Raw genomic sequence first — 13602 nt, 5'->3', positions numbered from 1 at the left:
TGTCGCTCAGGGATGCGGGGGGAAGAAGGTGTGGAGTGGTTGGGCAGGTGGAAATGGGGGGAATGCCGGGTTCCTGGTTCGTTTCACTTTGCGGGTGGGGAAGGTGGTAGTGCGGTTGTGTTGGGTTGCTGAGGGGTGGAATTTGTACGGCTGGCCCCCACCCCAGCCCTCCCCCGCGAGCGGGGGAGGGGGTTGTGTCCTGGTGGTGATATGGAGATGGAGCGCAGCCGCTTTGGCCCCTTCCCCCGCTTGCGGGGGAAGGCTGGGATGGGGGCGCTCGCAGGAAGCGTGGCCCGCAGCATCGGAGCAAGCTCCGCTCTACGCGATCAAACCGGGATGCGCGATCAGCGTTTCGTCGCGCGCAGTGCCACCGCCGCCAGCCAGCGCCTGGCCACCATCGGCGAGGTCATGCACACCGCTTCGTCGGTGACGGTGGTGACCGCGCGCTCCAGCAACTGGATGTCGGCTTCGTGCTGGCGCGCCACGTGCGGATCCTCGAAGAAAATCACCCGCTGGCAGCGATGCTCCAGCACGCGATCGGCAATTTGCGCGTCGCCGCCCATCGGGCCGCTCTGGTAGCGCTCGGCCCAGGGTTTGTCCTGCGGCCAGCCGCGGCTCCACGCCAGTTCGTTGAGGCGTTGGCCGGTGGTGCCGGTGGCGACGCGGTGGGCGAAGCGCGAGAGCTGATCGAAATGCTCGGCGGCGAAGGCCAGCATCTGCGGCTTCATCGCGTCGTGTGCGATCAGCGCCAGGGTCTGGTCCTCCAGTGCGTGGAAACGATCGGCACCGGGATCCGGCACGAAGCCGGCATGGATGCGTTCCATCTCCACCCAGTCGCGCGCCGAGGCGACGGTCGACAGGAACGGCTTGCCGTGGATCACGCATTGCCGCTTGAGCGCGATCGCTTCGGGAAAGATGGAAGAAGGATCCACCGGATCGATCAGGTAGATCGCGCCATCCAGATTGCGCTCGGCGCCTTCCAGCCCGACCACTTCCGCGACCAGCTTCATCAGCCCGCCTTCGCGGCCATAGGGATAGCGGCGCAGTTGTGGATAGTTCGCCAGCATGCCGGCGGCGGCGATCGCGTCGTAGGTGCGCCCGACCGCATGCAGGCCCAGCTTCAGTTCGCGGATGCCGGACTCGCTGGCGCGCAGCCAGCGGAACAATGCGGCGTCTTCGTTGTGGTGATGCAGGCGGTTGGCGGCAAGACCCAGGCGCATGGACGGGGCGTCGAAGGGAAAGCGCTAGTCTAGCGATCCCGCGTGTGCGGCACAGGTGGGCTCCGGCCCACCATTGCCATACCAATTCAACAACGCCCGCGAGTGAACGCGGTGGGTCGGTGTGAAGACCTATTCCGCCAGCATCTCCGCGATGCTTGCCGCCGCGTCGCGCCCTTCGGCGACCGCGGTCACCACCAGATCCGCGCCGCGCACCGCGTCGCCACCGGCGAACAGCTTCGGGTTCGTGGTCTGGAACGGCAGGCGATCGCCGCCACCGGCGACGATGCGTCCGTTCGGCGTGCCTTCCACGCCCTGCGTGGCCAGCCATTCGGGCACGGTCGGCGAGAAACCGAACGCGATGATCACCACGTCGGCCTCCAGCAGCGATTCGCTGCCCTCGATCGGCACCGCGCCCTGGCGGCCGCGCGCGTCCGGCTCGCCCAGGCGCGTTTCGACGACCTCCACGCCGACGACCTTGCCGTCGGCGTCGCCGCGGATCGCCAGCGGCTGGCGGTTGAACAGGAAGCGCACGCCTTCCTCGCGCGCGTTGGCGACTTCGCGCGCCGAGCCGGGCATGTTGGCCTCGTCGCGGCGGTAGGCGCAGGTGACCTTGGCCGCGCCCAGCCGGATCGCGCTGCGCACGCAGTCCATGCCGGTGTCGCCGCCGCCCAGCACCACCACGCGCTTGCCGGCCAGATCCGGCAGCGCCAGCTTGTCTTCCCAGCCGGCGATCGGTCGACCCCAGGGATCATTGCCGCCGACGATGCGGCCGTTCTGCACCAGGAACGGCAGCGCCGGCAGCACGCCGTCCAGATCCTGCCCTTCCAGCCCGCCATCGGTGTAGCGATAGGCGCCGGTGCCGAGGAACACCGCGTCGTAATCGGCCAGCAGTTCCTCCAGGCTCACGTCGCGGCCCACTTCCACGCCCAGGCGGAACTCCACGCCCATCCCTTCCAGCACCTCGCGGCGGCGGGCGATGACGCTCTTCTCCAGCTTGAAGGTGGGAATGCCGAATTGCAGCAGGCCGCCGATCTGCTCGTAGCGGTCGTACACCACCGCGTGGATGCCGGCGCGGGCCAGCCGATCCGCGCAGCCGATGCCCGCCGGACCGGCGCCGATCACCGCCACCCGCTTGCCGGTCGGCTTGACGTCGCTCAGGTCCGGACGCCAGCCGTTGGCCAGCGCGGTGTCGGTGATGAACTTCTCGACCGCGCCGATGGTGACCGCACCGAATTCCTCCAGCGTGCAGGCGCCTTCGCACAGGCGATCCTGCGGGCACACGCGGCCGCAGACTTCCGGCAGCGGGTTGGTCGAATGGCAGAGCGCGGCGGCTTCCTCGATGCGGTTTTCCTGCACCAGTTGCAGCCACTGCGGAATCGCGTTGTGCACCGGGCATTTCCAACTGCAATACGGATTGCCGCAATCCAGGCAGCGCCCCGCCTGGTACTGCGCCTCGGGCTTGTCGAATTTCCCGTACAGCTCGCCCCAGTCGCCGGACGTGCGCAGTTCCAGCGGAATGCGCTGCGGCATGGTGCGGGGCAGTTCGAGGAACTGGAAGACGCTTTTCTTGCTCATGGCTGGACTCTCTGCCCCTTCCCCCGCGTGTGGGGGAAGGTCGGGATGGGGGCGCTTTTGCTTTCAGCAGTACGGGAGCGGGGCGTGCACGATGGCCCCCACCCCAGCCCTCCCCCGCAGGCGGGGGAGGGAGCTGTATCCGTGCGCGGTCGGGTTCTTCCAAAAGAAGCGGAAGGTGCCGTGCTCATGCACCGCCCCTTCCCCCGCGTGTGGGGGAAGGTTGGGATGGGGGCGCTTTTGCTTTCAGCAGTACGGGAGCGGGGCGTGCACGATGGCCCCCACCCCAGCCCTCCCCCGCAGGCGGGGGAGGGAGCTGCATCCGTGCGCGGTCGGGTTCTTCCAAAAGAAGAGGAAAGTGCCGTGCTCATGCACCGCCCCTTCCCCCGCGAGCGGGGGAAGGTTGGGATGGGGGCAGGCTCGCGATGCATCAGGCCGCCCTGCGCAGCGAATCCGTCAACGACTCCAGGCTGGCCGCTTTCGGCTTCACCAACCAGAACTTGCCGACGTAGTCGCGGAACTCGTCCAGGATCTGCTGCGCCCAGATGCTGCCGGTGAGTTCGCGATGGCGCTGGATCAGCTTGTGCAGGTGCTGGCGGTGGCTCTCGAAGCCTTCCGGCGAGATCCGGTGGATGTCGATCAGCTCGTGGTTGTAGCGATCGACGAAATCGCGATCCAGATCCAGCACGTAGGCCAGGCCGCCGGTGAAGCCGGCGCCGAAGTTCAGGCCCACCCGGCCCAGCACCATCACGATGCCGTCGGTCATGTATTCGCAGCAGTGATCGCCTGCGCCCTCGATGACCGCCAGCGCGCCGGAGTTGCGCACCGCGAAGCGCTCGCCGGCTCGGCCCGCGGCGAACAGTTCGCCGCCGGTGGCACCGTACAGGCAGGTGTTGCCGATGATCGGCGTATTGCGGGCTTCGAAGCGCGCGCCGCGCGGCGGACGCACCACCAGCCGGCCGCCGGCCATGCCCTTGCCGACGTAGTCGTTGGCTTCGCCTTCCAATTCCATCTGCAAGCCACCGGCGTTGAAAGCGCCGAAGCTCTGCCCGGCGGTGCCGCGGAAGCGCAGGTTGAGCGGCGCGTCGGCCATGCCCTGGTTGCCGTGCATGCGGGCGATCGCGCCGGACAGGCGGGTGCCGATCGAACGGTCGGTGTTGTGGATCAGGAACCGGTGCTCGCCGCCGGCCTTGCGCCGGATCGGTTCGGCCAGCAGGCCGTCGAGCTGGGTGGCCAGGCTGTCGGGCGACTCGTACAGGCGCTGGGCCGCGCAGCTTTCGCTGCCGGTCTGCGCGCCCTGCAGCAGGCGGGCCAGATCGATGCGCACGCCGGCGCGCGGCGAGGCGTCGATCTGCTCCAGCAGATCGGTGCGGCCGACGATCTCGTCCAGCGAACGCGCGCCCAGGTAGGACAGCCACTGGCGCACTTCCTCGCTGAGCAGGCGGAAGAAGTTCTCCACGCGCTCAGGCAAGCCGGTGAAGTACTGCGAGCGCAGGCGTTCGTCCTGCGTGGCCACGCCGGTGGCGCAGTTGTTGAGGTGGCAGATGCGCAGGTACTTGCAGCCCAGCACGATCATCGGGCCGGTGCCGAAGCCGAAGCTGTCCGCGCCCAGCAACGCCGCCTTGACCACGTCCAGGCCGGTCTTCAGGCCGCCGTCGGTCTGCAGCACGGTGCGCTCGCGCAACTGGTTGGTGACCAGCGCCTGGTGCGCCTCGGCCACGCCCAGTTCCCACGGCACGCCGGCGTAGCGGATCGAACTGATCGGGCTGGCGCCGGTGCCACCGTCGTGGCCGGAGATGGTGATCAGATCCGCGCCGGCCTTGACCACGCCGGCGGCAATCGTGCCCACGCCCGCGTGCGAGACCAGCTTCACCGAGACCAGGGCCTGCGGATTGACCTGCTTGAGGTCGTAGATCAGCTGGGCCAGATCCTCGATGGAGTAGATGTCGTGGTGCGGCGGCGGCGAGATCAGGCCGATGCCCGGGCGCGCGTAGCGCAGGCGGGCGATCAGTTCGTTGACCTTGTGGCCGGGCAACTGGCCGCCTTCGCCGGGCTTGGCGCCCTGGGCGACCTTGATCTGCAGCACCTCGGCATTGACCAGGTACTCGGGGGTGACGCCGAAACGGCCGGAGGCGACCTGCTTGATCTTGCTGCGCTTCTCGGTCCCGTAGCGCGCCGGGTCCTCGCCGCCCTCGCCGGAGTTGCTGCGTCCGCCCAGGCGGTTCATCGCGATCGCCAGCGCTTCGTGCGCTTCCGGCGACAGCGCGCCCAGGCTGATCGCGGCGGTGTCGAAACGGCGCAGCAGATCGCCGGCTTCGGCCACTTCCGACAGCGGCGTCGGGGTGGCGGCGGGCTTGAGACGCAGCAGGTCGCGCAGCGCCGAGGGCGGACGCGAGTTCACCGCGTCGGCGTACTGCTGCCAGTCGGCGGCCTCGCCGGTGCGGGTGGCGCGTTGCAGCGTCGTCACCACGTCCGGGTTGTACATGTGGTACTCGCCACCGTGGACGTACTTGAGCAGGCCGCCGATTTCCGGTTGCGCGCGATCGTTCCAGCCGCGCGCTTCCAGTTCGCGCGCCTCGGTGTCCAGGCGTTCGAAACCGACGCCGCCGATGCGCGCGGGGGTGTCGGCGAAGCACAGCTCGACCACGTCCGGATCCAGGCCGACGATCTCGAACAGCTGCGCGCCGCGGTAGCTGCTGATGGTGCAGATGCCCATCTTGGAGATGATCTTGGACAGGCCCTTGTAGATGCCCTTGCGGTAGCTGCGGCCGATCTGGGCCTGTTCGCCGCCCTTCTTCAGTTGCAGGATGCCGCGCCGGCCCAGGTCGAACAGGGTCTGGTAGGCCAGGTACGGATACACCGCGGTGGCGCCGTAACCGATCAGGCAGGCGATGTGGTGGGCGTCGCGAGCGGTGCCGGTCTCGATGATCAGGTTGACGTCGCAGCGCAGGCCTTCGCGGCACAGGTGGTGATGGACCGCACCGGTCGCCATCAGCGCATGCACCATCGGCCGGCCCTGCTGTGGCCGGCGATCGCTCAGCACCACCATGACCATGCCTTCGCGCGCGGCCTGCTCGACCTCGGCGCAGATGCGCTCGATCGCCGCCTTCAGGCCTTCCTCGACGCTGTAGGACAGGTCGATGTAGCGGTGCTTCTGATCGTACGGATCCATCTTCAGCAGCTGGCGCAGCTTGCGCTGGCTGAGCACCGGCGAATTGAGGATGACGTGGCTGACCGTCTCCGGGCCGGCGTGGAAGATGTTGGTCTCCTTGCCGAGCTGGGTCGCCAGCGACATCACGCAGTCTTCGCGCAAGGGATCGATGGGCGGGTTGGTGACCTGGGCGAAGCCCTGGCGGAAGTAGTCGTACAGCGGCCGGGTCTGCCGGCTCAGCACCGCCATCGGGGTGTCGTCGCCCATCGAGCCGGTGGCTTCCTGCTCGGTCTCGGCGAGCGGGCGCAGTACCTGCTCCACTTCCTCGCTGGTGAGCTGGAACAGCTTGTGGAAGCCGCGCAGGGTCTTCTCGTCGAACGGCGCGTCGGTGAGCGACGGATCGATCAGTTCGGTCTGCAGGTAGGTGACGCCATGGTGCAGCCATTGCTTGTATGGCGCGCGACCGCGGTTGATGCGATCCACCGCCTCGCTGTCGAGCAGGTCTCCGCGCTTCAGGTCGATGGCCATCATCTCGCCGGGGCCGAGCTTGCCCTTGCGGGTGACGCGTTCGGCGGGCACTTCCCACACGCCGGCTTCGGAGGCGACCAGGAAATGGCGATCGCTGGTCAGCATCCAGCGCGCCGGGCGCAGGCCGTTGCGATCCAGCATGCAGGCGGCGTAGCGGCCGTCGCAGGCGACGATGCCGGCGGGACCGTCCCACGGCTCGGTGTTGAGGCCGTAGAACTCGTAGAACGCGGCCAGGTCGGCGTCCTTGAATTCCAGCGACTGGGTCGCCGGCGGCACCAGGATGCGCAGCGCCTGCAGCAGATCCATGCCACCGGCGATCAGCAGCTCCAGCATGTTGTCCAGGCTCTGCGAATCGGAGCCGTGCATGGAAATGACCGGATCGAATTCGGCGATGTCAAAGCGCGGGGTCTTCCACACCTTGCTGCGCGCCTGCGCCCAGCGGCGGTTGCCTTCGATGGTGTTGATTTCGCCGTTGTGCGCGAGCAGCCGGAACGGATGCGCCAGCGGCCAGCGCGGCAGGGTGTTGGTGGAGAAGCGCTGGTGGAACACCACCGCGCTGCTGCCCAGGTCGCTGCGTTGCAGGTCTGGATAGAAGACCGGCAGCTTGTCCGGCAGCACCATGCCCTTGTAGCCGATGGCGTGCGGGGACAGGGTGACCACGTAGAAGTCGGAGACGTCCTTGCGCAGCTGCTGTTCGCCGCGACGGCGGGCGAGGAACAGGGCCAGGCCGAAGGCATCGTCATCCTGCTGGTCGCCGGCGTCGACGAAGATCTGTTCGATGCGCGGCAGGGTTTCCTTGGCCAGCACGCCGCAGACGCTGTCGTCGGTCGGCGGCACGCGCCAGCCGCGCGGCGTCACGCCGACGCGGCGCAGTTCGGCTTCCAGGGTGGCGCGACATCGATCCGCCTGCGCGGCGTCGTGGGGCAGGAACACCAGCCCGGCGGCGAAGCGCGCGCCGATCGTGATGCCGGCTTCCTGGGCCAGCGCGCGCAGGAAGGCATCGGGTTTTCGGATCAGCAGGCCACAGCCATCGCCGGTAAGCCCGTCGGCGGCGACGCCGCCGCGATGGGTCATCCGCGAAAGCGCGGCAATGGCGGTGTCGACCAGCGCACGCGAAGGCTGGTCATCCAACTGCGCGATCATGCCGAAACCGCATGCGTCGCGTTCGTCGTTCGGGTCGTAGAGCCCGTGGCGACTGCGAGGGGCCATCTCTGCCTCAAACCTTGCTGACGGCGACACCGTGCCCTGCCCACGCAGCGGCACTTCGAAATGTCACCGGAGTCCCGACTAAAGCACAGATGTTGCGGTGCCGCAACAGCGTTCCGACGAGTACGACGATAGTTACAGAAGCAACTTTTCCAGTGGATTTTCTTTGGTCTGCTGCGCGCGGCACGCGCGCCTGTTCACCCGCAGCCGACGCGCGCGACGCGTCGCTGCGTGTCGAGATACAGGTTGAGGCGGCCAGCGCGGAAATCCTGCACGCCGACCTGATCCACGCGCACGGCGCGCGCCATGTCGGCGCCAGCGGCCGCGCGCGCTTTCTCGATCACGCCGGCATCGATCGGCAGGCCGATGACGAGCTGCGCGGCGGAAGGATCACAGCGTGGCGGCAATGGGGCCCGGGCTACGGCGGCGGGCGGCGCGGATTTCGGCGGAGGCGTGGAACCGCAGCCTGCGAGCGCGGCGGCGAACAGCCATGCGAGGGTGCGGAGCTTGCTGGCCATGCGGGATCCCTTCCCGGTGCGTGCCGACGCCGGTGGCGTCGATGCGAATGGCGAGGATCTTAAGTGTTTCCGGATGCGCGTGATCGCGCGGGAAGTCATGGGGGCACGTTTTGCCCCCACCCCAACCCTCCCCCGCAGGCGGGGGAGGGAGTCGTGTCCGTGTTCCGATTCTTTTCCCGCGAACCGCGGAATGCCCGAACGATGGGAGAGGAAGCCGCGTCCGGGCCCGCTCACCTTCCTCGTGCGGGATCCGCCCCTTCCCCCGCCCGCGGGGGAAGGCTGGGATGGGGGCACTTTTTCCCGGGTATCGAAGCCCGATCAGCCGCAACGAACCGCCGTCACCACACCCTTGTCATCCAGGTCGATGTTCAGGCGACTGGGATTGAAGTCCATGGTGGCGGCCTCGCCCGGCTTGAGCGTACGCACGGCGTTGGCCTTCGCGTCCTTGCCGGCCTGCTCGGTGTCGGCGGGCGTGGCGGCCTTGCCGATGATCCACTGCGCCTGGGTGTCGTCGCAGCTGCCGCCGGGCGCGGGTGCGGTGCCGGTGGGATCGCTGCCGGGTTCGGGCGGTTGCGCGGCGGCGGCGGCGGCGGCCTGCGACTGTTCCGTGGCGGCCGTCTGTTCGTCGGGCGCCGGCGCCGAACAGGCGGCGAGCGTCAGGGAAAGCAACAGGGCGGGAATCGCGTAACGGGACATGCAGGCTCCAGTGGCAAACGGATGATGGGCCAAGCATCGCCCAGCTCACATTCGCATGTCGTTAACCGCACTCGTCGGCAGGATTGGGCATGCCCGGATCTCCCGAAGTCTTGAATGCTCTCGCCGACGCGGCCGCGCAGGCGCGCGAAGCCGGCCTGATTCATGTCAGCGATGCTGAACCGGGGATCCGCCGCCGGCGTGCCGGCAAGGGTTTCGTTTATCTGGACCCGGCGGGCGCGCGTGTCCGCGATGCGGCGACGCTGGAACGCATCCGCGCGCTGGCCGTCCCGCCGGCCTATACCGAGGTGTGGATCTGCCCGCATGCGCGCGGCCATCTGCAGGCCACCGGACGCGATGCGCGGCGGCGCAAGCAGTACCGCTACCACCCGCAATGGAGCGAAGTGCGTGGCAATGGCAAGTTCACCCGAATCGTTGCCTTCGGCCGTGCTCTGCCGCGCCTGCGTCGCCGGGTTCGTGCGGATCTGGCGCGGCCAGGCCATCCGCGCGGGAAGGTGCTGGCGATCGTGGTGGCGTTGATGGGCGCGACGCTGGTGCGGATCGGCAACGCCGGCTACGTGCGCGACAACGGTTCCTTCGGCTTGACCACCCTGCGCAATCGCCATGTCGAGTTCGTGCGTGGGGGCCGGGTGCGGCTTCGCTTCGCCGGCAAGGGCGGACAGGTGCACGACATCGCGGTGGATGATCGACGGCTGGTCCGCCTGGTGCGTGGCTGCCGGCAACTGCCCGGGCAATTGCTGTTCCAGTACCGCGATGACGATGGCCAGCTGCATCCGGTGGATTCGGGCGCGGTCAACGACTACCTGCGCGAGGCGATGGGCGAGGCGTTCACCGCCAAGGATTTCCGCACCTGGGGCGGGACCCTGGCCGCGTTCCAGCAGCTGGCGGCGATTCCGTTGCCGGCGCGCGGCGGTGAGCGCGCGCTGGCGCGGGTGCGGCAGACGGTCACCGAGGCGGTGGCCGGAATGCTGGGCAACACGGTGGCGGTGTGCCGCAAGGCCTATATCGACCCGTGCGTGTTCGAGGGCTGGCGCGACGGCCGGGTGGCGCGCTGCGCGGGAGACGCGCGCGGGCCCCGGCAATGGGAAGGCGCCGCGCTACGTTTTCTCAGCCGGGCCCACCGCGACGCCGCGCGTGCGGCGTCGGGCGGGAAGCGGAAAACGGCGAACGGGAAATGATCAGCCGCAGGCGACCCGGGTGATCTTGTTGTCCTTGTCCAGGTGCACGTTCACCCGGTCCTCGCGGTAATCCATGGTCACCGCCTGGTTCGGTCCGATCGGGCGGAACAGGCCCGCGCCGCTCTCGCGCCAGACGCGGCCCATGTTGGCCTGGTTGCCTTCCTGGCCGACGGCCCACTGCACGGCGTCGGCGTTGCACTTGCCCGAGCCGGGTGCGGGCGTGGCGGCTCCGGTGTCAGCTGATGGCGGGGTCGAGCTGCAGCCAGCCAGGGCCAGCGCGGCGGTGATGGCGGCGGAACCCAGCAAGGGACGTAGGGACATGGCGGCTTCCTTATCGGCGGGTGGATGGCGCGCATGGTATGCCGAACGCGACCGGTATTTCCGGGTGGGCCGTCGCGGGTTGGGCGGGCCTTTAAAGCGAAGAGCCAGCGCTTCTCAACAGCCGAATGGCTGGTCAATCCCCCTCAATCCCCCTTCTTCGAAGGGGGAGGCGGGTCAGTCGCGATAGATCCGCGGTGCGCGCTTCAGTCCGCACAGCAGCGAGTAGGCGCTGCCGTTGGCGTGGCGGGCCAGTTCGGTGACCGGCACCTGCGCGCCCCACAGTTCGACCGTGCTGCCCAAGCCCGCCTGCGGCACATCGGTCAGATCGACGGTGAGCATGTCCATCGACACGCGGCCGATCAGCCGGCTGCGCTGGCCGTCGATGGCGACCGGGGTGCCGGTGGGGGCGAAGTGCGGATAGCCGTCGGCGTAGCCGAAGGCGACCACGCCGACCCGGGTCGGGCGTTCGGTGACGAAGCCGCCGCCGTAGCCGATCGATTCGCCGGCGGCGAGGTCGCGCACGCTGATGATCTTCGATTCGGCGGTCATCACCGGACGCAGGCGATCGGCCTGTGGGTGGGAGGACGGGAACGGATTGGCGCCGTAAAGCATCAGGCCGGCACGACCCCAGTCGCCGCCGACCGTCGGCCAGCCGAGCAGGCCGGGCGAGTTGCACAGGCTGCGTTCGCCGGGCAGATCGTCCAGGGTCGCGGCGAAGGCTTCCACCTGTTGCGGCGTGCATTCGCTGTCCAGTTCGTCGGCGCGGGCGAAGTGGGTCATCGCCACCACCGAGGCCACCTGCGGCAGCGCGGCCAGTCGCTGCCAGGCGGCGCGATAGTCCTCCGGTGCCAGGCCGACCCGGTGCATGCCCGAATCCAGCTTCAGCCAGATCCGCAGCGGCTGTTCCAGCGCGGTGCTGGCGAGTGCCTCGATCTGCCAGTGGGCGTGAATCACGCACCACAGATCATGCGCGGCGATCACCGCCAGTTCGTCGGCCTCGAAGAAACCTTCCAGCAACAGGATCGGCGAGCGGATGCCGGCGCCGCGCAGGGCCAGCGCCTCTTCCAGACAGGCGACCGCGAAACCGTCGGCGGCTTCGGCCTCCAGCGCCTGGGCGCAGCGGACCGCGCCGTGCCCGTAGGCGTCGGCCTTGACCACGGCGAGGGAACGACCGCCGGCGAGTTCGCGGGCGATGCGGTAGTTGTGGCGCAGCGACTGCAGGTCGATCAGCGCGCGGGCTGGGCGCATGGTTCAGGCTGGGGGTCGTGGCCGCCGCGGCGCGCGCCGTAGCGGGAAATGTCGAGGCCTTCGCCGCTGATTTGCGGCATGCGCGAGGCCATCAGGTCGGCCAGGTAACGGCCCGAGCCGCACGCCATGGTCCAGCCCAGTGTGCCATGTCCGGTGTTGAGGAACAGGTTCGGGTATTGGGTCGCACCCACCACCGGCGTGCCGTCCGGCGTGGCCGGGCGCAGGCCGGTCCAGAAGCTGGCGCGGGACAGATCGCCGCCGCGCGGATACAGGTCGCCGACCACCATTTCCAGGGTCGCACGACGCTTCGGCGACAGCGACAGATCGAAGCCGGCCACCTCGGCCATGCCGCCGACGCGGATGCGATCGTCGAAGCGGGTGATCGCGATCTTGTAGGTCTCGTCGAGGATGGTCGACGTCGGCGCCATCGCCGCGTCGACGATCGGCAAGGTCAGCGAATAGCCCTTGAGCGGATACACCGGCAGGCGGATGCCCAGCGGCGCCAGCAGTCGCGGCGAATAGCTGCCGAGTGCCAGCACGTAGCGGTCGGCGGTTTCCCGCTTGCCGTCGATGCGCACGCCGCGGATGCGGCCGCCTTCGGTTTCCAGCGCCTCGATGGTCTGGCCGTAGCGGAACTCCACGCCGGCCGCCGCGGCCATCGCCGCCAGCCGCTGGGTGAACAGGTGGCAGTCGCCGGTCTGGTCGTTGGGCAGGCGCAGCGCGCCGACCAGCTTGTCGGACACGTTCGCCAGCGCCGGTTCGACCCGGGCGATGCCGTCGCGATCCAGCAGTTCGTAGGGCACGCCGTATTCGTCCAGCACCGCGATGTCCTTGGCCGCGCCATCGAGCTGGGCCTGGGTGCGGAACAACTGGGTGGTGCCGAGCTGGCGGCCCTCGTAGCCGATGCCGGTTTCCGCGCGCAGCTCGTCCAGGCAGTCGCGGCTGTATTCGGACAGGCGCACCATGCGCGCCTTGTTGATGGCGTAGCGCTCCCGGGTGCAGTTGCGCAGCATCTGCGCGAGCCACAGGTACTGGTTGGGGTCCAGGCCCGGGCGGATCGCCAGCGGCGCATGCTTGGAGAACAGCCACTTGAGCGCCTTGAGCGGCACGCCCGGCGCGGCCCACGGCGAGGCGTAGCCCGGCGAGATCTGGCCGGCGTTGGCGAAACTGGTTTCGCCGGCCGGGCCGGCCTGCCGATCGATGACGGTCACCTCGAAACCCGCGCGCGCCAGATACCACGCGCTGCTGATGCCGATGACGCCGCTGCCCAGAACCAGAACCCGCATGCCGATGCTCCCGCCAGTGATTCCGGACATTTCCCTGGCCTGGAGGCCGGGTTTCCGGAGTTCGGCGAGTATAGGGACGCGTGTATAGGGTTATTTTCCGTATTTGGTGGCAACATTGGGGAATTCCACCGAAAAGCCCGGTTTCCTTGGAGCCCCCATGACCCAGCGCCGCCGCGAACTGGACAAGATCGACCGCAACATCCTGCGCGTGCTGCAGGAGGAGGGGCGGATCTCCTTCACCGAACTGGGCGAACGGGTCGGCCTGTCCACCACGCCCTGCACCGAGCGGGTCCGCCGGCTGGAGCGCGACGGGGTGATCACCGGCTACTACGCCCGGCTGGATCCGCAGTACCTCAAGGCCAACCTGCTGGTGTTCGTGGAGATCAGCCTGGCCTACAAGTCCGGCGACATCTTCGAGGAGTTCCGCCGCGCCGCCCTGCGCCTGCCCAACGTGCTGGAATGCCACCTGGTCTCGGGCGATTTCGACTATCTGATCAAGGCGCGCATCTCGGAGATGGCGTCCTACCGCAAGCTGCTCGGCAGCACCCTGCTGACCCTGCCGCACGTGCGCGAGTCCAAGAGCTACATCGTGATGGAAGAGGTCAAGGAGACCCTCAGCCTGCCGGTGCCCGACTGAGTGTCGGGCGGCGCCGGGCTGAA

General features: G+C 68.7%; 10 protein-coding genes. 2 read left to right on the top strand and 8 right to left on the bottom strand.

What is annotated here, in order from left to right:
* Positions 1-344: 344 nt before the first annotated feature.
* From ACTJI2_RS16255 to ACTJI2_RS16235, 5 genes are all read right to left on the bottom strand, one after another.
* Positions 345-1220 (bottom strand): methylglyoxal synthase, encoded by an 876-nt coding sequence (locus tag ACTJI2_RS16255; RefSeq protein ID WP_440842731.1) that lies wholly within the window; start codon positions 1218-1220, stop codon positions 345-347.
* A gap of 129 nt (positions 1221-1349) precedes the next feature.
* Complete coding sequence (locus tag ACTJI2_RS16250) at positions 1350-2795, bottom strand: FAD-dependent oxidoreductase (protein ID WP_440842730.1); 1446 nt, start codon at positions 2793-2795, stop codon at positions 1350-1352.
* A gap of 427 nt (positions 2796-3222) precedes the next feature.
* A complete protein-coding gene (gene gltB / locus ACTJI2_RS16245) occupies positions 3223-7680 on the bottom strand; it encodes a glutamate synthase large subunit (protein WP_192198203.1) in 4458 nt (1485 codons plus the stop codon).
* 194 nt (positions 7681-7874) lie between these two features.
* Positions 7875-8195 (bottom strand): I78 family peptidase inhibitor, encoded by a 321-nt coding sequence (locus tag ACTJI2_RS16240; protein ID WP_440842729.1) that lies wholly within the window; start codon positions 8193-8195, stop codon positions 7875-7877.
* Between the two features lie 318 nt (positions 8196-8513).
* Positions 8514-8891, bottom strand: a complete 378-nt coding sequence (locus ACTJI2_RS16235; protein ID WP_183640044.1) for an I78 family peptidase inhibitor — start codon at positions 8889-8891, stop codon at positions 8514-8516.
* Between the two features lie 89 nt (positions 8892-8980).
* Between ACTJI2_RS16235 and ACTJI2_RS16230 the strand changes: the two genes are divergently transcribed.
* On the top strand, positions 8981-10087 hold the full coding sequence (locus ACTJI2_RS16230) for a DNA topoisomerase IB (protein WP_440842728.1): 1107 nt from the start codon (positions 8981-8983) through the stop codon (positions 10085-10087).
* Here ACTJI2_RS16230 and ACTJI2_RS16225 read toward each other — a convergent pair whose 3' ends face one another.
* From ACTJI2_RS16225 to ACTJI2_RS16215, 3 genes are all read right to left on the bottom strand, one after another.
* Entirely contained in the window at positions 10088-10408 is a 321-nt protein-coding gene (locus ACTJI2_RS16225) for an I78 family peptidase inhibitor (protein ID WP_440842727.1), read from the bottom strand.
* Between the two features lie 174 nt (positions 10409-10582).
* A complete protein-coding gene (gene alr / locus ACTJI2_RS16220; RefSeq protein WP_440842726.1) occupies positions 10583-11656 on the bottom strand; it encodes an alanine racemase in 1074 nt (357 codons plus the stop codon).
* The gene (locus ACTJI2_RS16215; RefSeq protein ID WP_440842725.1) at positions 11635-12942 is read right to left on the bottom strand and encodes a D-amino acid dehydrogenase; all 1308 of its coding nucleotides are present in this window, start codon (positions 12940-12942) and stop codon (positions 11635-11637) included. The genes alr and ACTJI2_RS16215 overlap by 22 nt, the downstream gene beginning before the upstream one ends.
* 157 nt (positions 12943-13099) lie before the next feature.
* Between ACTJI2_RS16215 and ACTJI2_RS16210 the strand changes: the two genes are divergently transcribed.
* Positions 13100-13579 (top strand): winged helix-turn-helix transcriptional regulator, encoded by a 480-nt coding sequence (locus tag ACTJI2_RS16210; RefSeq protein WP_141454834.1) that lies wholly within the window; start codon positions 13100-13102, stop codon positions 13577-13579.
* The last annotated feature ends 23 nt before the right edge of the window (positions 13580-13602 follow it).

The sequence above is a fragment of the Pseudoxanthomonas sp. 22568 genome, assembly GCF_052044485.1.
GTDB classification, from domain to species: domain Bacteria; phylum Pseudomonadota; class Gammaproteobacteria; order Xanthomonadales; family Xanthomonadaceae; genus Pseudoxanthomonas_A; species Pseudoxanthomonas_A beigongshangi.
Note: the sequence above shows the minus strand (reverse complement) of the source record. Positions and strands in the feature narration are given on the sequence as shown.